The sequence below is a fragment of the Thalassobellus sediminis genome, assembly GCF_044386045.1.
Lineage (GTDB): Bacteria > Bacteroidota > Bacteroidia > Flavobacteriales > Flavobacteriaceae > Thalassobellus > Thalassobellus sediminis.
Window position 1 is genome coordinate 96234 of record NZ_JBISCD010000035.1, and the last position, 21788, is coordinate 118021.

General features: G+C 31.5%; 18 protein-coding genes. 10 read left to right on the top strand and 8 right to left on the bottom strand.

The window, feature by feature from the left end; all coding sequences use genetic code 11:
- Nucleotides 1–54: 54 nt before the first annotated feature.
- The 4 genes from ACH5TW_RS01260 to ACH5TW_RS01275 form a co-directional block, all read right to left on the bottom strand.
- Entirely contained in the window at nt 55–1338 is a 1284-nt protein-coding gene (locus ACH5TW_RS01260; RefSeq protein WP_439334662.1) for an adenylosuccinate synthase, read from the bottom strand.
- 11 nt (nt 1339–1349) lie between these two features.
- On the bottom strand, nt 1350–1802 hold the full coding sequence (locus tag ACH5TW_RS01265) for a Fur family transcriptional regulator (RefSeq protein ID WP_439334663.1): 453 nt from the start codon (nt 1800–1802) through the stop codon (nt 1350–1352).
- 26 nt (nt 1803–1828) lie between these two features.
- Nucleotides 1829–4048: a RelA/SpoT family protein gene (locus tag ACH5TW_RS01270; protein ID WP_439334664.1), complete on the bottom strand. Its 2220-nt coding sequence runs from the start codon at nt 4046–4048 to the stop codon at nt 1829–1831.
- Between the two features lie 70 nt (nt 4049–4118).
- The gene (locus tag ACH5TW_RS01275; RefSeq protein WP_439334679.1) at nt 4119–4691 is read right to left on the bottom strand and encodes a non-canonical purine NTP diphosphatase; all 573 of its coding nucleotides are present in this window, start codon (nt 4689–4691) and stop codon (nt 4119–4121) included.
- A gap of 98 nt (nt 4692–4789) precedes the next feature.
- On the opposite strand from ACH5TW_RS01275, the gene ACH5TW_RS01280 reads away from it, so the two are divergent.
- The gene (locus ACH5TW_RS01280) at nt 4790–5179 is read left to right on the top strand and encodes a hypothetical protein (RefSeq protein ID WP_439334665.1); all 390 of its coding nucleotides are present in this window, start codon (nt 4790–4792) and stop codon (nt 5177–5179) included.
- 170 nt (nt 5180–5349) lie between these two features.
- The gene (gene hpf, locus ACH5TW_RS01285; protein ID WP_439334666.1) at nt 5350–5649 is read left to right on the top strand and encodes a ribosome hibernation-promoting factor, HPF/YfiA family; all 300 of its coding nucleotides are present in this window, start codon (nt 5350–5352) and stop codon (nt 5647–5649) included.
- 39 nt (nt 5650–5688) lie between these two features.
- Here the strand turns inward: hpf and rlmH are convergent, their stop codons facing one another.
- Entirely contained in the window at nt 5689–6162 is a 474-nt protein-coding gene (gene rlmH / locus ACH5TW_RS01290; RefSeq protein ID WP_439334667.1) for a 23S rRNA (pseudouridine(1915)-N(3))-methyltransferase RlmH, read from the bottom strand.
- Nucleotides 6163–6293: 131 nt separating this feature from the next.
- Between rlmH and nadC the strand changes: the two genes are divergently transcribed.
- The 3 genes from nadC to priA all read left to right on the top strand — a co-directional run bounded on the left by nadC (nt 6294) and on the right by priA (nt 10629).
- The gene (gene nadC / locus ACH5TW_RS01295; protein ID WP_439334668.1) at nt 6294–7154 is read left to right on the top strand and encodes a carboxylating nicotinate-nucleotide diphosphorylase; all 861 of its coding nucleotides are present in this window, start codon (nt 6294–6296) and stop codon (nt 7152–7154) included.
- Nucleotides 7155–7230: 76 nt separating this feature from the next.
- Nucleotides 7231–8172 (top strand): YihY/virulence factor BrkB family protein, encoded by a 942-nt coding sequence (locus ACH5TW_RS01300; protein WP_439334669.1) that lies wholly within the window; start codon nt 7231–7233, stop codon nt 8170–8172.
- Between the two features lie 3 nt (nt 8173–8175).
- Nucleotides 8176–10629, top strand: coding sequence for a replication restart helicase PriA (gene priA / locus ACH5TW_RS01305; protein WP_439334670.1), 2454 nt, complete (start codon nt 8176–8178; stop codon nt 10627–10629).
- 16 nt (nt 10630–10645) lie between these two features.
- Here the strand turns inward: priA and ACH5TW_RS01310 are convergent, their stop codons facing one another.
- Nucleotides 10646–11341 (bottom strand): LytR/AlgR family response regulator transcription factor, encoded by a 696-nt coding sequence (locus ACH5TW_RS01310; RefSeq protein WP_439334671.1) that lies wholly within the window; start codon nt 11339–11341, stop codon nt 10646–10648.
- Nucleotides 11342–11621: 280 nt separating this feature from the next.
- On the opposite strand from ACH5TW_RS01310, the gene rpsF reads away from it, so the two are divergent.
- The 5 genes from rpsF to hisS all read left to right on the top strand — a co-directional run bounded on the left by rpsF (nt 11622) and on the right by hisS (nt 14804).
- Nucleotides 11622–11960: a 30S ribosomal protein S6 gene (gene rpsF, locus ACH5TW_RS01315; RefSeq protein ID WP_439334672.1), complete on the top strand. Its 339-nt coding sequence runs from the start codon at nt 11622–11624 to the stop codon at nt 11958–11960.
- On the top strand, nt 11960–12259 hold the full coding sequence (gene rpsR / locus ACH5TW_RS01320; protein ID WP_204244201.1) for a 30S ribosomal protein S18: 300 nt from the start codon (nt 11960–11962) through the stop codon (nt 12257–12259). Before rpsF ends, rpsR begins: the two co-directional genes overlap by 1 nt.
- Before the next feature lie 13 nt (nt 12260–12272).
- Complete coding sequence (rplI, locus tag ACH5TW_RS01325) at nt 12273–12719, top strand: 50S ribosomal protein L9 (RefSeq protein WP_439334673.1); 447 nt, start codon at nt 12273–12275, stop codon at nt 12717–12719.
- A gap of 98 nt (nt 12720–12817) precedes the next feature.
- Nucleotides 12818–13285, top strand: coding sequence for a DUF6495 family protein (locus ACH5TW_RS01330; RefSeq protein WP_439334674.1), 468 nt, complete (start codon nt 12818–12820; stop codon nt 13283–13285).
- A gap of 148 nt (nt 13286–13433) precedes the next feature.
- Nucleotides 13434–14804 (top strand): histidine--tRNA ligase, encoded by a 1371-nt coding sequence (hisS, locus tag ACH5TW_RS01335; RefSeq protein ID WP_439334675.1) that lies wholly within the window; start codon nt 13434–13436, stop codon nt 14802–14804.
- A gap of 76 nt (nt 14805–14880) precedes the next feature.
- On the opposite strand, the gene ACH5TW_RS01340 is transcribed toward hisS, so the two are convergent.
- Nucleotides 14881–20973, bottom strand: a complete 6093-nt coding sequence (locus tag ACH5TW_RS01340; RefSeq protein WP_439334676.1) for a DUF8693 domain-containing protein — start codon at nt 20971–20973, stop codon at nt 14881–14883.
- Nucleotides 20974–21185: 212 nt separating this feature from the next.
- Nucleotides 21186–21788 (bottom strand): T9SS type A sorting domain-containing protein (locus tag ACH5TW_RS01345; RefSeq protein WP_439334677.1); only part of this gene is annotated, 603 nt, incomplete at its 5' end.

The window sequence follows — 21788 nt, forward strand, 5'->3', positions numbered from 1 at the left end:
AAAAACGCTCCAAAATAATTTTGGAGCGTTTAAATATATTTAATAGTTTATTTATTAAACTAATTGTTGTCTAAAAATAGTTTGTTTTCTATCTGGTCCAACAGATACAATAGTAATAGGTGTTTCTAATTCTTTTTCTAAAAATTCAATATACTCATTTAAGGCTTTTGGTAATTGAGATGTTTCAGACATACCTGTTAAATCTTCAGACCAACCATTAAATTCTGTATAAACGGGCTCTACATTTTCTGGTTCAATATTATAAGGGAAGTGTTCTATAACTTCTCCTTTATATTTGTATGCAGTACATACTTTTAAGGTTTCAAAACCAGAAAGTACGTCACCCTTCATCATCATTAATTGTGTTACACCATTAACTTGACAAGCGTATTTTAAAGCGACTAAATCTAACCAACCGCAACGACGAGGTCTACCTGTTGTGGCTCCAAACTCGTTACCTATACGAGCCATTTCTTGTCCGTCTTTATCAAATAATTCAGTAGGGAATGGGCCAGAACCAACACGAGTTGTATATGCTTTAAAGATGCCAAAAACATCTCCTATTTGGTTAGGAGCTACTCCTAAACCAGTACAAGCACCAGCTGCAGTGGTGTTACTTGACGTTACAAAAGGATAGGTTCCAAAATCAATATCTAATAATGATCCTTGAGCGCCTTCAGCAAGAATGGTTTTTCCAGTTTTTTGGGCTTGGTACACATATTCTTCAGAATCAATAAACTTTAACGATTTTAAAACTTCGATAGCTTTAAAGAATTCTAATTCAAGTTCTTTTAAATCATATTCAATATCTACATCGTAAAACGCAATCATAGACTCATGCTTATCGGCTAAAGCTCTATAGCGTTCTTTCCAATCAGATAATTCTAAATCGCCTACACGAATACCGTTTCTACCAGTTTTATCCATATAAGTTGGTCCAATACCTTTTAAAGTAGAACCAATTTTTGCTTTACCTTTTGAAGCTTCACTAGCAGCATCAAGTAAACGGTGTGTTGGTAAAATAATATGTGCTTTACGAGAAATAACTAAAGATTTTCTGTAATCTACATCTTGCTCTTCAAGTTTATCTAACTCAGCTTTAAAAATAACAGGATCTATAACCACACCATTTCCAACTAAGTTGGTTTTACCTTCGTGGAAAATTCCAGAAGGAATGGTGTGTAAAACATGTTTTTTTCCGTTAAATACAAGGGTGTGTCCTGCATTTGGGCCTCCTTGAAAACGTGCAATAATATTGTAGTTGGTGGTAAGTACGTCAACAATTTTTCCTTTGCCTTCGTCTCCCCATTGTAATCCTAGTAGTAAATCTACTGCCATTGTAAAATTAGTTATTTGGTTGATTTTCTATTTCCGTAAAAATAAAGTGAATGATTGTTAATTTCGATATCGAAAACTTCTTCGATTGTTTTTTTGATAGATTGAATTCTTGGATCACAGAATTCAATAACTTCACCTGTATCGGTTAGTATGACGTGATCATGTTGTCTATCAAAATATGATTTTTCGTAATGTGCTTGGTTTTGACCAAATTGGTGTTTTCTTACCAAACCACATTCTAAAAGTAATTCTATAGTATTATATAAAGTTGCACGAGAAACACGATATTTTTTGTTTTTCATGTTAAGATACAGCGATTCTATATCGAAATGCTCTGTGCTATTGTAAATTTCTTGTAGTATAGCGTAACGTTCAGGTGTTTTTCGATGCCCGTTGTTTTCTAAAAAGTTAGTGAATACACTTTTTACTATGTCTTGATTTTTTGTATCTGTCTTTGCATTCATAATTTCGTCGCAAATTTACACTTTTTTTACAGTCTAGTAACCTTATCTATACCATTAATTTTTTTAAGCTTCTCAATAAGCTTTTTAACAAGTGTTTTATTTTTAACAACAACACTGATTTTTCCTGAGAATAAACCATCATCACTATCAAAACTTAAGTTCTTTATATTCACATGCATATTACCAGAAATAATTTTAGTAATATCATTTACTAATCCAATATGGTCAATCCCTGTAATAGCAATTTTTGCAGCAAACTCTTGTTGAGAAGAGTCTACCCATTTAGCAAGCATGATTCTATATGCGTAGTTAGATTGTAACGTTAAGGCGTTTGGACAATTTTTTTTATGAACTTTGATACCTTCTGTTACTGTTAAAAAACCAAAAACATCATCACCAGGAATGGGATTACAACAATTTGATAACTTATATTCTAGTTTTTCTTCTTCTTTACCAAATACAATAGAGTCATACTTTGCAGTTACTTCATCTTTTTCTAAATCTTCTTTTTTAACATTTGCTTTTCTAGTTATTTTATTTTTAATAAAACTCATTAAAGCATTATTTCTAGAAGAAGCATAGTCTTTTATCATGGTATTATCTATTGTACCAAGACCAACTCTGTAAAACAAGTCTAAACTTGTATTAAGTTTAAAATAATTAACTAACTCGTTAATAGAATTTTCATTTAAAGTAATTTTAAGTTGTTTTAATTTTCTTCTTAAAATTTCTTTACCATCTTCTCCAATACGTTTTTTGTCCTCTTTTAAAGCCGATTTAATTTTTCCTCTAGCTCTAGCTGTAGTTGCATAATCTAACCAATTTGCATTTGGTTTTGCACTTTCTGAGGTTAATATGTCTACTTGATCGCCACTATTAAGTTCGTGACTTAAAGGGACGAGTTTGCCGTTAACTTTTGCTCCACGGGTTTTCATACCGATTTCAGTATGAATACTAAAAGCAAAATCTAAAGAGGTGGCTCCTTTGGGAAGTGATTTTAAATCGCCATTAGGAGTAAAAACAAAGATTTCTTTTGAATATAAATTGAGTTTAAACTGTTCAACAAAATCTACGGCATTTGTTTCTGGATTTTCTAGGGCTTCTTGTAACCTATTTATCCAACCTTCTAAATTATCTTCTTTTTCGTTATCTTGTTTGTATTTGTAATGTGCAGCATAGCCTTTTTCGGCAATTTCGTTCATACGCTCACTACGTATTTGTACTTCAACCCAACGTCCTTTTGGTCCCATTACAGTTATATGTAACGCTTCGTAACCTGTGCCTTTTGGAGATGATATCCAATCGCGAAGTCTAATAGGGTTAGGTCTAAAATGATCTGTTACAATAGAATAAATTTTCCAAGCTAAAAACTTTTCATTAGCAGCATCGCTTTTGTAAATAATTCTAATTGCAAATTTGTCATAGACTTCATCAAAAGAAACACCTTGTTTCATCATTTTTTTTCTTATTGAAAAAATTGATTTAGGGCGTCCTTTTATAGTGTAATTAAAATGCTCTTTATTTAAAGAGTTTTTTATGACATCGCTGAATTGTTCAATGTACTTATCTTGTTCTTCTTTACTTTCTTTTGTTTTATTTAGAATATCAAAATAAACTTCAGGTTCAGTATATCTTAGTGCTAAATCTTCTAATTCGGTTTTTATATTATAAAGCCCAATTCTATGAGCTAAGGGTGCGTATATGTATAAGGTCTCCGATGCTATTTTTTCTTGCTTGTCTGGTCGCATAGAATCCATAGTTTGCATATTATGGAGTCTATCAGCTATTTTAATAATGATAACGCGTACATCATCATTGAGGGTTAGTAGCATTTTTCTGAAATTCTCAGCCTGTAAAGACACATCCATGTCTTTTTCTTTACTTAAAGATGAAATTTTAGTAAGTCCGCTAACTATGGTTGCAACCGATTTCCCAAACAGTTTTTCAATATCTTCAATTTCATAATCAGGACTGTCTTCAACCACATCATGAAGTAATGCAGATGCTATAGAAGTGGCATCTAACCCAATTTCTTGTGCTACAATTTTTGCAACCGCTATGGGATGAAAAATATAAGCTTCTCCAGATTTTCTGCGTTGATTTTTATGGCCATCTAAGGCTGTGTCAAAAGCTTTTCTAATTAGTTTTTTGTCATCATCAGTAAGTGTTGTATAGCTAACTTTTAATAACTCTTTGTAAGCTTTTGTTATGGCTGCGTTTTCTTTTTCTATATCATCCTCTGTCATAAATTAAAAATAGCATAAAGAAAATTAACAGCCAACAGGATTTTAGTTTTTGTTGTTATTTTTTTAAGATTTATGAATTCAGAAATTCAACAAGTAGAGTGATTGCTTTACCACGATGCCCAATACTGTTTTTTAAACTCAAATCCATTTCAGCAAATGTTTGTTGGTAGCCGTTTGGTTTAAAAATGGGGTCGTAGCCAAAACCTTTTTCACCGTTTTTATTAGTAGTAATTTCACCTTTACAAATACCAGTAAAATTATGTTGTTTATTGTTTATTATTAAACTAACAACAGTTTTAAATTGAGCATTTCGGTTGTCTAAACCATTTAAGTTTTTAAGTAACAAATTCATATTATCATTTGCATCGCGTTTTTCTCCAGCATAACGTGCAGAATAAACACCTGGAGCACCATTTAGAGCTTCAGCTTCAAGCCCAGTATCGTCCGCAAAACAATTGTAACCATAGTGTTCTGTTACATATTTTGCTTTTTGAATCGCATTACCTTCTATTGTTTTTTGTGTTTCAGGAATATCTTCAAAGCAACCAATATCTTTTAAGCTTAAAAGTTTTATATGGTTAGGAATTAAAGATTGTACTTCTTTAAGTTTGTTAAGGTTGTTTGTTGCAAAAACGAGTTTTATCATTTTTATAAAAAAGATGTATTATCTTTAAGTTTATTAAAATTAATTATTTTAGTAGAGTTCATTAATGTAAAATATTAAATAAAAAATATTCAGTCATGAAAAAAATATTAGTTATTATCACTCTATTTGTGTTTTCTTATTCACAAAGCCAGAATATTAAAAATATAAATATTAAGGCAAAGTATGAAAATATATTTTATAAATCTCCAAACGATACTAACAAAGAAACACCTTTTAAAGTGAATAAAGTTGTTTTTTCTTCAAACTTTAAAGGATCTAAAAATGAGAATAAATATCAAGTTTCTGTTTATGGGATTGTGAATAATAAAAAAGAAACTATTCATTATAATGCTGCATCCATTGAAGAGGTTCAATATTACTCAAAAATTTTTCATAGTAAATTTAAAAAAATTGTGTTGTATGAGTATGAATATAAAGTTGGAGCGAATAAATATACAGATACTTCTATCGTAGTTGAATATTAGTGATTTTTAATAAATAGAAATCAGCAGGATAAGTGGTTGTTTGTTGTAATCAAAAATTTAATTACGTTAGTTTAAAAAAACATTTAACCTATAACTATTATTTTTATGACAAAAATCATCAATAAATAAACAATACTCTTTTAAATTTGAATAAATAACAAATAAATATTATGACTGTAAATTTTGAATATGTAGGCGTAGATGTAAGTGAAACACTTTCAGCTTTCACTGAAGAAAAATTAGATAAATTATTTAATAGATATGAATTTTTAATAAATGCAACGGTTCATTTTAAACAAGAAGGACAAGAGCATGATGCAGGTAAAATTTGTAATATAGAATTAAGCCTTCCTGGACCTAGAATTTTTGCTACTTCTAATGAGCGTAATTTTGAAGTATCAGTAAGAGAAACTATTAGTGATTTAGAGCGTCAATTAAAAAAGCGTAAACAAGTATATAAAACGCATTAATTTATAAAATAAATTTATTCGTAATAATTGAAAACTTTTTTACCTATGATGGTAAGGTTCGTTTTTTAAAATCGTAAACCCTCTATAAAGTTGTTCTATGATAAAAAGTCTAACCATTTGATGTGAAAATGTCATTTTAGATAATGATATTTTTCCATTTGCTTTTTTATAAATGTCTTCAGAAAAGCCATAAGGTCCACCAATAACAAAAACTAGTTGTTTGATACCTGAATTCATATGTTTCTGTAAGTATGCAGAAAATCCAATAGAATCTAATTGTTTGCCATTTTCATCTAGTAAAATTAAAATATCAGTATTATTCAGCTTTTTTAAAATAAGTTCACCTTCTTTTTGCTTTTGTTGTACTTCACTTAAGTTTTTCACGTTTTTTATATCTGGAATAATTTCTAGTGAGAAATTAATATAAAATCCTAAACGTTTTTGGTATTCAGTAATTAAGGCTAAAAGTTCTTTGTTGTCTGTTTTGCCAATGGCGAGTAATTTGATAGTCATAATAGCAAAATTAGCATTTTATATTTGTTAAAAATGAATTTAAATAGTGATAATTTGTGAAATTCATAAGTTTAAATTTATAAAAGTAAATCAATTTCTTATTTTTGTTAAAAACAAACTAACCAAACAATATGATTACACAAGAACAATTTGATAGCGAAATAAAAATGATAATTGCAAATGCAATTAGAGAAGATGTTGGGGATGGCGATCATAGTTCATTAGCTTGTATACCTGAAAATGCAAGAGGAAGAGCTAAACTTTTAGTAAAAGACAAAGGTATTATCGGTGGCGTAAATTTTGCTAAAAAAGTATTTGCCTACGTTGATAAAAGATTAAAATTAGATGTGCTTATTGAAGATGGTACAGAAGTGACTTTTGGAGATATTGTTATGTATGTTGAAGGACCTTCTCAGTCTATTTTAAAAGCAGAACGGACAGTTTTAAATGCTATGCAACGTATGAGTGCTATTGCAACAAAAACTAGAATGTTTGTAGATTTATTAGAAGGTACAAAAACCAGGATTTTAGATACACGCAAAACAACACCGGGCATTCGAGTTTTAGAAAAATGGGCTGTAAAACTAGGGGGTGGAGAAAATCATAGATTTGCTTTGTACGATATGATTATGTTAAAAGATAATCATATAGATTTTGCTGGCGGTATTACTAAAGCGATAGATATGGCTAAGGCATATTTAAATGAAACGGGTAAAAATCTAGATATTATGGTTGAAGCTAGAAATTTGACCGAAGTAGAAGAAATTTTAAAAAGCGATGGTGTTTACAGAATTTTAATTGATAATTTTGATTACGAAGACACAAGAAAAGCTGTTAAAATGATAGGAGATAAATGCCTTACCGAATCGTCAGGAAATATTAATGAAGCCACTATACGTCATTATGCCGAATGTGGTGTGAACTATATTTCTTGTGGTGCCTTAACGCATTCTGTTCATAATATGGACTTAAGTCTAAAAGCAGTAAAATAATAAGCTTTACAAGTAGTATGTAATTGTATTCTTCTTTATTTTAATAACTTTGCTATAAATATAACGCAAATTATTAATGGCAAAATCTATTGAGGATAAACTAGATAAAATTCCTGTAATTAATATCTTAGTGCGGTTTTTTAAACAATTTAAATTACCAGGTCTTGAAGGGTTGTCGTTTTACGATTTGTTAGAACTTTATATTACAGGTATAGTAAGAGGTGCATTAACTACGAGAGCAAGTGCTATTGCATTTAGCTTTTTCATGGCATTGTTTCCTTTTTTGTTGTTTGTTTTAATAATTATTCCAGAAATACCTATAGATAATTTTCAGAAAGAATTTATGGACTTTTTGGATTCTTTTTTACCTCCAACTACTTCCGAGTTTTTCTTTCAAAATATTTTTGAAAACATTGAAAATTCTCAAAGAGGCGGCTTGTTGTCCTCCGTTTTTGTTTTATCAATAGCATTAATGGCAAATGGTGTTAATGCTGTGTTTTCTGGGTTTGAAAATTCGTATCATGAGCAATTAACCCGTAATGTTATTAAGCAATATTTATATGCATTGGGGATTGCATTAATATTAGCGTTCCTACTTATTATTACTATTGCGGTTTTAGGATATTTTCAAATTTATGTTGTTGAAGGGGTTATTGATGCTTTAGAAACCCGAGGTTATGAAACATGTTCGCAGAGTATTATTTGGACCGATATAGCTAAATACGTCTTTTTTGTTATGATGGTATATTTGGCAACAGCAACATTGTATTATTTTGGAACAAAAGAAGGGAGGCTTTCTAATTTCTTTTCGGTGGGTGCTTTATTTACTACTTTTCTTATTATAGTAACTTCATATTTATTTGGTGTTTATATTGAAAATTTTGGTCAGTATAATAAACTATACGGATCTATTGGAGCGCTTTTAGTTTTGTTGTTTTATTTGTGGCTTAATGCTAATATTTTATTGTTGGGTTACGAATTAAATGCATCTTTGAATAAACTACGTAAAAGGTGTTAGTTTATGCAGTATTTTATAGATGTAATTATTCCTGTTCCGCTTAAAAAGCTATTTACTTATGGTGTAACAGCCTCTGAAGCTGAATTTTTAAAACAAGGAATGCGTGTTGCGGTACCTTTTGGGAAATCTAAAATATATACAGGCATTGTTTTTAGTATACATAATGATGCACCAACTGCATATGAATCTAAAGATATTCAACAAATTTTGGATGAAACACCTATTGTAAATGCTAAGCAATTACAATTATGGCAGTGGATAGCGAGTTATTATATGTGCACTTTGGGCGATGTTATGCGAGCTGCATTACCAAGTGGTTTTATTTTAGAAAGTGAAACAATAGTTACTAAGAATAGTGTTAATATTATAGATGAGTCTGTTTTAAAAGATGATGAGTTTTTGGTTTATGAGGCTTTGCAACATCAATCATCATTAAAAATTCATGATATATCTAATATTCTTGATAAAAAGAATGTGCTTCCTGTTATTAAACGTTTGATAGAAAAAGAAGCGATTTCGGTTGAAGAAGAGGTGTATGAAAAATATAAACCTAAGTTGGTTAGGTATGTTAAACTACATTCTAATTTTTCTTCAGAAACAGCGCTTAAACAATTGTTAGATGATTTAAGTAGAGCGCCTAAGCAGAAACAGGTGGTTATGACTTTGTTTTCGGTATCTGCAACAACAAAGAAACCTGTGAAAGTTTCCGATTTATCAACACAAAGTGATGCTTCTACGTCCATTATAAAAACATTAATAGATAAAGGTGTTTTTGAAGAATATCATATTCAAACAGACCGTGTACAATATTTAGGAGACGATAATGAGGATACAAAACATCTTAATACATATCAAGAAACCGCATTAAAAGAAATAAAAGAATCTTTTAAAACACATAATGTGTCTTTGTTACATGGTGTCACTTCATCTGGTAAAACCGAAGTGTATGTAAAATTGATAGAAGAGGTTTTAAGTACTGGTAAGCAAGTTTTGTATTTGTTACCAGAAATTGCGCTTACCACACAATTAGTCACCAGACTTCAAAATTATTTTGGAGAACAAGTAGCGGTTTTTCATTCTAAATATTCAACGCATGAACGTGTTGAGGTTTGGAATAACGTTTTAGATCATTCCGCGAAAGCGAAAATAGTATTAGGCGCACGTTCTTCTATATTTTTACCATTTGATAATTTAGGATTGATTATAGTAGACGAGGAACATGAACAATCCTTCAAGCAATTTGATCCAGCACCTCGTTATCATGCTAGAGATACAGCGGTTGTTTTGGCTTATATGCACGAAGCAAAAATTCTTTTAGGATCGGCAACACCTAGTTTAGAAAGTTATTTTAATGCCAAACAAAATAAATATGGTTTTGTTGAATTGATGCATCGCTTTAATAATGTGTTAATGCCAGACATTGAATTGGTAGATATTAAGGAGAAGCAGAAAAAAAAGCTCATGAAAGGGCATTTTAGCGATCGGCTTATTTTAGAAATGACTGAAACTTTAGCAGAAGGGCATCAAATTATATTGTTTCAAAACAGACGCGGGTTTTCTCCTATAGTAGAGTGTAATACGTGTGGTGTGTCTCCGCAGTGTCCTAATTGTGATGTGAGTTTAACCTATCATCAATACAGGCATCAATTGCGTTGTCATTATTGTGGGTATGTAGAAGCAATGTTAAAAACTTGTAAAGCTTGTGGAAGTAGTGAAATAGATAGTAAAGGTTTTGGTACCGAGCAAATAGAAGCAGAGGTGAAATTATTGTTTCCAGAACATAACGTTGCTAGAATGGATTTAGATACCACACGTGGAAAATATGGTTACGAAAAAATTATTACAGCATTAGAACAGCAAGAGATTGATATTTTGGTTGGAACACAAATGCTAACCAAAGGCTTAGATTTTAGAAATGTGAAGCTTGTTGGTATTATGAATGCCGATAATATGTTGAACTTTCCTGATTTTAGAGCACACGAACGAAGTTTTCAGCTCATGTTGCAAGTTGCGGGTAGGGCAGGTCGTACCGAAGAACGTGGTAAGGTTTTAATACAAACGTATAATCCGTATCATAATATATTACAGCAAGTGTCTACAAATAATTATGTAGATATGTTTAACGAGCAAATGAATGATCGTTATAACTTTAAATATCCGCCAATTTACAAACAGATAAAAATTACTTTAAAACATAAAGATTATAATAGGGTAGAAACGGCATCTATTTGGTTTGCTAAATCGTTACGACAAGTTTTTGGAGATTTGGTTTTAGGACCAGAGTCGCCACCTGTAGCTAGAATTAGAAATCAGTTTCATAAAAACATTTTGGTAAAGATTCCTAAAAACCAATCCTTATCAAAAACAAAAGAAGCTATTGCTAAAATAAACAACAGCTTCTTTAGTATAAAGGATTTTCGGTCAGTTAAAGTAATTTTAAATGTCGATAACTTTTAATTTAGTTGAGGTTTACTTAAATATTATTTAAAGCATCAACTAATTGGGTTTTCTTATTTCTACTCAAAGGAATTTCATAAGTACCAACTTCAACATTTTTACTGTTAAACCTGTCAATTTTATCAAGGTTTACAATATAAGATTTATGGATTCTTAAAAACTTGCCTTCAGGTAATTCAGCTTCAAAAGATTTCATAGTAGATAAAACTACTAAGCTATTTTCTTCTGTTACTAATTTAACATAATCACCAAGCGCTTCAATCCATTTAATATCTTTAATGTAAACTTTACGTTTTTTAAGATTACTTTTTACAAAAATATGTTCGCCTTCTTCTTCGTTAAAGTCTAGAGTTAACTTATGTTGTTCTAAAGCTTTATCTACTGAAGTATTGAAACGTTCTCTTGTAATTGGTTTGTGTAAGTAATCGGTAGCATCATAATTAAATGCTTTAAAAGCATATTCGGTTTTACCGGTTACAAAAATAATTTGAGGTTTGTTGTTTAATACGTCTAGAAGTTCAAATCCATTTAGCACTGGCATTTCAATGTCTAAAAAAATTAAATCTACTTGTTGCGTATTTAAACCATTCTTTGTTTCTAGAGCACTACTGTACTCTGCTATTAAGTTAAGAGAGGGGTGGTTCTCTACAAGCTTAACAATAGACAGACGTTGTATTGCTGAATCGTCTACTACTACACAGTTTAAAGTCATAACATTTATATTATTTCGGTTAAGATATCGACAATAGTACAAAAAATTCGGCTAAAAACCAAAAAACATCGTTTAAATGCATTAATTAACAAAATTTTAACATATGTAATTGCTATGTTTAACTAGTCAAATATATTGTTTAACTATAGATATTGATAATTATTTTATTATAAAATATTAACAATGTGAAATGGATAAAAATTAAGGTGAATATATTGTTGTTTTATATATATGTATTTGCTACTTTTGCACCCAATTTTTAACAATAAAAACGATTTTTATGAATCATTATGAAACTGTTTTCATCTTAAATCCCGTTTTATCTGAAGATCAGATAAAGGAAACAGTAAAGAAATACGAAGATTTTCTTGTTTCTAACGGCGCTAAGATGGTATCAAAAGAGGACTGGGGACTAAAAAAATTAGCCTACCCAATTCAAAACAAGAAAAGTGGCTTTTATCACTTATTTGAGTACACCGTTACTGGTGAAGTAATTAATGCTTTAGAAGTAGAGTTTAGACGTGATGAGCGTTTTATGCGTTATTTAACTGTAGCGTTAGATAAACATGCTGTTTCATGGGCAGAAAGAAGAAGAGTTAAACTTAAACAAAAAGCTTAATTATGTCATCAATAGAACAACAATCTAAAGGAAAAAAAGACGGAGAAATTAGATATTTAACTCCGCTTAACATCGATACAAATAAGGCTAAGAAATATTGTATGTTTCAAAAGTCTGGAATTAAGTATGTTGATTACAAAGATCCAGATTTTTTAATGCGCTTTATAAACGAGCAAGGTAAAATTTTACCAAGACGTTTAACAGGTACATCATTAAAGTACCAAAGAAAAGTAGCCGTAGCTGTAAAAAGAGCACGTCACTTAGCTTTAATGCCTTATGTAGCAGATTTATTAAAATAAAATACCGATAACAATGGAACTTATATTAAAACAAGACGTTGAAAATTTAGGATTTAAAGACGATGTTGTAACAGTTAAGAACGGTTATGGTAGAAACTTTTTAATTCCTCAAGGACAAGCTATATTAGCTACAGTGTCTGCAAAGAAAGTATTAGCAGAAAACTTAAAGCAAAGAGCTTTTAAAGAAAAGAAAATAGTTGATGATGCTAACAAGATTGCTGAAGCTTTAAAAGCATTAGAAATTAAGATAGCTGCTAAAGTAGGTGCAGGAGATAAATTATTTGGTTCTGTAAACAACATTGATGTTGCTGCCGCTTTAGAAAAAGAAGGTCAAGCTATTGATAAAAAATTCATCACAGTTACAACTGTTAAACGTTTAGGTAAATATACTGCCGTAGTACGTTTACACAGATCTGTATCTGTAGATTTAGAATTTGAGGTTATTGCACAAGCAAGCTAATATCAAATATTTTAGTACAAAAGCCTCAACTTAGTTGGGGCTTTTTTTATTAAATTTATAAGGTTTCTGTTTTTACGGAAATGTAAATCAAATTTTTAATGAAATATAGTAGACTTACAAAAGAACAATTTGAAGAATTGCATCAAGAGTTTATAAACTTTTTGGCAACACAATCTATAACTGCAGATGAGTGGGCAAATTTAAAAGAAAATAAACCAGAAATGGCTGAAATGGAACTCGACGTTTTTAGCGATTTAATTTGGGAAGGTGCATTAAATAAAGCAGAATACTTAGAGCATTTTGCACCAAAACACATGTATTTATTTCGTTTAGGTGAAGAGAAAATGAATGCCATTGTAGTAAATGTAAAGAGTGATGTTGATATTACTACAAAAGAAGGTTATAACTGGTTACGTGAAAATTTGATGGATGATAATGTTGAGTTTTTACAAGCCGATAAAGATTATACCGATGATAAAAATTTAGATAAATTTAAAATGATTGAACAAGGCGCTGTAATTACTAAAGGCGAATTGTTTAACTATTTTAATAAGTTAATAAATTAAATTTTGTCATTCCTGTAAAGGCAGGAATCTATTTCAATTAAAACTATTATTTTTGTCTTTCCACCTCATACAATAACAAAGGAGTTAGTGTGATGTGGATACATTCATAACAATTCATTAAAAAGATACCCGTTTTCACGGGCATATTATGGCTCAAAAACCAAGCATCCCAAAAGGAACCAGAGATTTTAACCCAGAACAGGTAGCAAAACGTAATTATATATTTAATACTATTCGTGGTGCTTTTCAAACTTACGGATTTCAACCTATTGAAACACCAAGTTTTGAGAATTCAGATACGTTGATGGGGAAATATGGTGATGAAGGTGATCGTTTGATTTTTAAAATTTTAAATTCTGGTGATTATTTAGCTAAATCGAATGAAGAAGCTTATAATAAAAGAGATTCAACTAAGTTAACCTCAAGTATTTCTGAAAAAGCTCTACGTTACGATTTAACTGTGCCATTTGCACGTTACGTAGTACAACATCAAAACGAAATAGAATTTCCGTTTAAACGCTACCAAATACAACCTGTTTGGAGAGCCGACAGGCCTCAGAAAGGACGTTTTAGAGAGTTTTTTCAATGTGATGCTGATGTAGTTGGAAGTAAATCGTTATGGCAAGAGGTAGAGTTTATACAGTTGTATGATACGGTGTTTTCTGCTTTAAAATTAGAAGGTGTTACTATAAAAATTAATAATAGAAAAATTTTATCTGGAATAGCTGAAGTTATTGGAGCAAGTGAAAAATTAATCGATTTTACAGTCGCTTTAGATAAGTTAGATAAAATAGGTGAGGAGAAGGTGAAAGAAGAAATGCTTAGTAAAGGAATTTCGAAAGCTGGTATCTCTAAACTTCAACCATTATTTACATTATCTGGTTCTTTTGAATCTCAAATAGAAAGTTTAAAAGGTATTTTGTCTTCTTCTGAAGAAGGGCAAAAAGGTATTGAAGAATTAGCTTTTATAAATACAGCTATTAAAGAATTAGGTTTAACAACAGCTGCATTGCAATTAGATGTAACACTTGCACGTGGTTTAAACTATTATACAGGCGCTATTTTTGAAGTAGCAGCACCAAGTACCGTTAAGATGGGATCTATTGGTGGAGGTGGTCGTTATGACGATTTAACCGGTATTTTTGGAATGAAAGATGTTAGTGGTGTTGGTATTAGCTTTGGTTTAGATCGTATTTATTTAGTTCTTGAAGAATTAGGATTGTTTCCAGAAACAGTTGCTAAAAATATTGAGGTGCTATTTATCAATTTTGGAGATAAAGAAGCCTTGTTTAGTTTAAAAGCAATTAAGCAATTAAGAGAGCTAGGTATTAATGCCGAATTATATCCAGATGCAGCAAAAATGAAAAAGCAAATGAATCATGCCAATAAGCGTGCTATACCGTTTGTTGTTTTGGTAGGTGACCAAGAAATAGAATCTAATACCTATACGTTGAAAAATATGGTTTCTGGCGAACAATTAAAAGTGTCTTTAGAAGCGTTAATTGCACATATAAAATAAAAAAGTCCTGAATTACATTCAGGACTTTAAGTTAAATTTAAAAATAGTTTTTGAAAATAACTTAGACTAATTCACCTTATTGTTTTATTAATACTTTTTTAGAAACAATTCCATAATCGGTTTTTATTTTAATTATATATGAACCTGCTTTTATTTGTCGAGTCTTATATTCAATGTAATTTTCAGCTGTTTGTTCACTAAAATTAAATATAGTTTGACCAAGCATATTATAAATTTCTATACTTTCTATGTTTTTCAATTCAGGGTTGTTTATTATAATGCTTCCCTTTTCATTAGAAAAAAATAATTGTAAACTTTTCTCATTAAGTTCTGCAATTTCTAGTGATTTATTTGATAATGAGTTTTTAAATGTTATTTCAAAACGATCAGTATATTCTCCAGGTTCTAAATAAATTTCGTAGTTGTTTTCATTTAAATTATGATAAAAATTTAATTCTTTATCATGTAAATATATTTCTTGTTCATTAGTAATATTTTCCAATGCATCAATTTTAATAGAAGCAAGTCCACTTTTATTTATTTTTATTCCAAGTGGAATAATTGAATTATCATCTAAGCTATTAATTGACTGAATAATTAATTTTGCGCTGTTTAATAGCCAATACATATCTTCTTTATTAGATTCAATTAATAAAGCTTCATATCCTAAATCAAAATCGTTAGTAGTGTTTTCATCAGCAGTTATGAGTATTTGACGATGATATCCACTTGGAGAATCAAACATTAATCTCATTTTTGGTCTTGTATCTAAATCTGTATTACCTGTACTAGATATTGATTTGCTACTTGATGACTTTAAAAACAATGAAGGGTCTGAAGCTTCTGTTTTAAAAGTACGTTGACTATTTTTAAATACTATATCACCACCATTAATTGTTAAAGATAAACCGTCGTCTAAAGTTGTTGTTGTGGCACCACCGTCTGTAGTACCTGTTAAATCAGAGCTTAATAAGGCAGAAACAAAAAAGCCTTGACCAACGGGGATGTATCGTTCTGGAATTTTTGTTCCAGCTGCACCTGTTGCATTAATTCTAGTATCATTCGAAATGGCTGCAACTGAACCTGCCAAGGTGTAAATTGCATAACCACCTTCATATTGAGCTAGGTTATGAGTATTGTTAGAGAAATGATCCCAGAAATACAAAGCTCCATTAATAATGTTTCCATTAGTATTTCTCCCTTGAGCTTCAGAATTACTAATATTATCTTTAATAAATTCATCTGCATCTAGTGCAGAAGCATAGGGGTTTCCTACTAGGTAATCATATCCAGGACTAATATTTAAAGTAATATCACCGTTATATGGTTTTCCTAAAAACACATAATTTTGTTCTGGTGTTGCTACTCCAGGTCCTTTCATTGTAAAACCTTCTCCTGCTAATAAATTACCAGTACTTCTTACATGTTGCCAGCTAGAATAATCATTAGCAGTATTATTTGCATATTTCCATATCCAATAATCAGCATTTCTAACTGGAGAAGATGTTCCGTTATAACCAGAGGTTAAAAAACCTACATTACTTACTATTTCCGGTAGTGTATAACTACTATTGTTAGCATTGTTAGTTACTCCAACAGGAGAAGACCAATAATTGTATGTGTAAGTATTAGAAGTTCCTTGTTGATCTCTTTCGAGAGAGCCTGAACTAGTTGATTCTAAAACACTTGTGTTCGTTTGTACTAATTGAGATTCTCCTTCTAAATCTAAGAGTCCATTTAGTTTTAAATACCAACTATTATACAAGCCTTTATCAGCTTCAATAGTAAATTCACGAGAAGAATCAACTATGATGCCAACAGTACCTTGTGTATTATATGAACCATTTAAGTTAATATTATTTTTAATATGAACAATAGAAGCGTCATCTGGATTGTCTTGTTTAGACATAATATCCCATTCACTTCCGTATAACCAGTTAGCTGCATTTGTCCAATCACCATCAGCTGATGTTTCATAAGGTAGAGGAGCTCTTTGAAAATAGATGTTTTTAAAATTATACATTTTTGCGCCTGTAACATCTCTTGGTGCTGTTTTCTTGTCATCTAGAATATCATCATCATAACCATCCATTTTGTAATACTTCACTAAGTTAGTTCCTATTGAGGCAGAAATATTTGTAGGGATTATTTTTCCACTATTGAAACCATTGGCATCATCTAATTCTTGATAAACCATTCTTTTTAGATCGTTTGAAGATAAACCTACATCAAAAACACGTACTTCATCTATTTCTCCTTTAAAGTAATTGTTATTGGTGGTTGCTCTTCCTATCATAAATAATGAACTACTATTAACACCACCAGAACCAGAAGTGTCAATATCTTCTTGAACACCATTTATATATAATACAGAGTCTCCACCCGAATTAGTAGTTACGGCAACATGTGCCCAAACACCATCTGTTAAAGAAGTTGTTGAAGTTAAGGTTGTACCTTCTACAATAGCACTAACAATGTTTGAAGTATCATCAATGATAATATAAAAATCACTTTGACCAACTGCAATTTGGTTGTCTCCTGTTGTATTTGTACCATCAGGTTTTACAAAAGCCATTAGTGTAGCACTACCAGATGATATAATATTGGTGTCTTCAATGTAATCATTTCTACCATCAAAATATAAACTATAACTTTCATCTAAATTTCTTGGTGAACCGAAAACAGTGTCATTACCATCTCTTGAATCTACAATACCATCACCATCGGTATCTGTTGTATCGTCCAATACACCGTTCGTGTTTGGTAATACCGCATAAATTTCCACAGTGTCTATATCATAAATTCCAGTAATATCGTTGTACAAGTCTATATAGTTTGGTATTCCATCGTTGTCAGTATCTAAAACATATAATGGTCCAGAACCTTGGCTATCATTTCCATATGAATCTGCATAATTTGTATTTGAATCAAAATAATCATATATGTCAAGGATACCATCACCAAAGCCTTCTGTTGTGCCATCACCATTAGCATCTTTTATTCTAAAAGTTTCAGAGTCAATCCCATCGCCTACACCATCACCATTTATGTCTCCATCACCATTTTGAAAAGATGTGTTATTCGTGTTTATTACTCCAGATTCATCAACGTCAAAAATACCATCGTTATCACTATCTAAATCAATATAGTTAGGAATGCCATCACCATCACTATCTAAAGGCAAAATACCTTCTGCAGGATCATACATACCGTTACCGCCGTCTGTCCAGGCAGCCACATTTGTTAAAGATGCTGTACCTTCACTTGCACTTGCATATCCTGCTTCTACTACATCTGGTATACCATCATTATCTGAATCTAAATCAAAAACATTAGCAATACCGTCTCCATCTAAATCACATAAGGTTTGTCTAACTTCTATATCATCAATTGCTAAATCATTACCTCCACCACCAGGTGCATTGTTTACAAACTGTACAACAAACGAAGTTTCAGTAGTTGTAAAATCTTGTGTAAATTGTTTCCATTCAGAGGTCGTACAAGAATTGAATGCTGGGTCAGAAGGGTTGTATGCTGGATCATTAGGGTCGTTAATAGCACCAGAACATCTAGTAATATCTCCCGTATCAAATGTTGCTAATAAGGTACTTCTATCTGAAGTGTAAAAATTTACTGTAACATTTGGTTGAATTCTAGGAACACTTCCTGGTCCTTCTTCAGCAATAAATCGAGAATCATCATTATCAATATTAATTACCCAAAAACTATAAGTAACAGGAACATTTGAAAGTGTTCCTTTAATTTCTGTTTCATAAAAAACTCCAGGTGCCCAAGCTGCGTTAAAAATCGCCATTCTACCATCCGTGTCACCAGGGGTATGGTCTTCAATGTTAGCCCATGCATACCAGGCCCAATCGGCTATATCTGGTCCAGTAGGTCCTGTAGTATCTGATTCGTTTCCATCTGTAATAAAACTTGCAATAGTATACTCTCCATCTTGTACACCGGTGTAATCAAAACTTGTATCACAGGGTGAGCTGGTTCCACTGTCTCCATCTTCAATGCAATAGGATGTTGTTGCTGTATAAAGTGTACTAATGGCTGTACTTCGCGTGGTTCCTGTACCAAACGTTTCGTTTAAAAATTTATAATCAGTTGTTAATGCAGTATTTGATAAACGACAAGCATTCTCTTCATCGGTATCTGTAATACCATCATTATCATCATCTATATCCGCATCATCGTAAATACCATCACCATCACTATCATAAAAAATCCTTGCACCAAGTGCTGATATATTTATGGTATAAGTTTCCTCGCCCGAATCACCGGTTGATAAAATTGTTAAAGTGGCTGTATCTAAAATCTCTGTTGTAGTGCTATAAGCAATTTGAATGGCCTCAGATCCAAATACTCCTACAATTAATGGGGTGGTTGGGGCACTTTGGATTGAAAAATTACCAGAACCTGTTAATGCAATAGAAGATACATTCAAATCTGAACCACCAATATTTTGTAAATAAAATGTTCTTACCGCCGTTTCTGATACAATTTGGACATCGCCAAAATAAGTGTGATCCAATATACTTGGTGAGTTACTACCGTCTCCAATAATAGACTTTAAATTACCTTTTACATCTATTTCTGCACCACAAGTAGCTCCAGAAACAGCAAAATAAGTAGTGTATCCAGCAAGGGATGCATTATCACCATCAGATGTATTAACAATATCACCCAGTGGTGTTGTTATTGTTATATTATCAGATCCATCCCAGCCATCATCATTAAGATCGTACATAATGTAGTAATAACCACTTAAATCTTCTATACAACTTAAATTTACGGTGGTTGAATATGATGGATTACCAACACCTGTATAACCATTATCGATAGTCGCAAGTAATATATCAGAAGGAGAGTAAATTTCTACTTTATTATGTCGAGAACGACTTGGCCAGTTAACAGAAACTGATATTTCTGTAAATGTGGAATTAGCACCAGTACCTTGTAGATTAAACAAATAGGGATCTTCATCACTATCATTGTTAGCAATAGAAACGGTTGCTGTTCTTGTGCCTAAAGCAGAAGGATCGAATGTTATAGAAAAAGTTGTACTATTAGTTCCTGTAGGACTTCCAGCAATAGTTGTAGAGATACCAGTAATATCTAATGTAAAATCTCCAGAATGTGCTCCGCCTATTGTTATATATGGAGAAGGATTATCTAATGTTAAATCTGCAGGTCCTAAATTATGAATAGTGAAAGTATGAGTAACACTACCTGCCCCAACATTTATAGAGCCAAAGTTTGTATCATCTCCAATTAAAGGAGTATTTGTTCCATCACCTATAATTGAATTACCTAAACCTCTAACATCAATTTCAGGGGCGGGTGCTAAAGCCTCTGCTGTTATATTAAACTCATAAGCTCCTTCATCAGTATCATTATTATTAACAGTAACTGTAGACGCTTTTGTTCCTGTAGTGGCTGTATTTATTGTTACAATAAAAGTCGTTGAGTTACCGCTACTTATCGTAGCTGGTAAAGTAATACCTGATATCGAGTAATCAGGATGTGACAATGCAATTGATGTAATATCTAAATCTGCTGTTCCTAAGGTATTATCAATTGTAAAGGTTTTGCTACTAGATATACCTGTATATATATTATCGAAATCTGTGTTATCTGTTGTAATTGGTGTATTGCTTCCGTCTCCAATAATAGAGTTGCCTAATCCAGTTATATCAATTTCTGGTTCTGCTGCTACACCAGTTCCTCTTACGGTAAACGTATAAGGGGAATTAGTGCCATTTGTGAACGTGATAGTAACTGTTGCCGTTTTTACTCCTGGAGTAATACTTGGTGTAAATGTTATAACATGATTATATGTTCCACCATTACCTTTTAAGTCTGGATAAGAAGTCGCGCTCATAGTAAAATCTGATGACCCAGATATTGATACTGCTATATTGTTGAGCTTATTGCCTGGAGATCCTCCTCCTGCTGTGTTATCTATAATAAATGTATTCGCTTTGTTGGTACCTATTAACACGCTACCAAATTCTGTGTCATTCAACACGGCTGGCGAATCTGTTGATCCAGTAGAAACAGGGTTTCCTGCACCGGTAACATCTAATGTTCCTTGACCAAAAATATTTGAGCATAAAAACAATAAAAAAGCAAAAATGATGAGAGTAACATTTTTCATAAGAGATTATATTTAGTTTGGGACTAATTATTTCAAGGCCAAATTTAAATTAATACTCTATGAAATGCAAATAAAATCGATGAAATGCATAAAAATCAAGTAAAACATTGAAAATAAGAATGTTACACTTTGGTTTTTTTTTATGTAGAAATCAATTTTTTATAATAAAGGGTTGTAAAATGTACAACCCTTTATGTGTTATATAGTTATATTTAATATTTGATTAATCTTTTACGTACACTTTGCCCCGTTTGTTTATTTGTAATTTTAACTAAATAAAGAGCTTGTTCTAGATTATTTAATCCAGAGGATATTTTTATTATTCCATTTCTGTTTAAATAGTTTTTGTAATATACAATTCTGCCGTTTAAATCAAAGACCCTAACTTCAAACTCTATATTATTTAAACTCATAGGAAGTTTTATGTTAATTTTATTATTGAAAGGGTTAGGAGATATCATTATATTAGATAATTTGAAGTCATCAGTACTTAGTGATTGATCTGGTGTTGCTGGGTTGCAATCGTCATCTATATTATTTCCTACTATTTCATTAGCACCTGGGTGAATAGTATCATCCGTATCATCACAATCGGTATTGTTATCACTATATCCGCTAGGAGCAGAAGCCTCGCATAGCATAGCAGTAGTTGTAGAACCAAAGCCATCACCATCGGCATCGACATAGTATTGTTGCGGCGCATTCACGGTATCATCCGTATCATCACAATCGGTATTGTTATCACTATATCCGCTAGGAGCAGAAGCCTCACATAGCATAGCAGTAGTTGTAGAACCAAAGCCATCACCATCGGC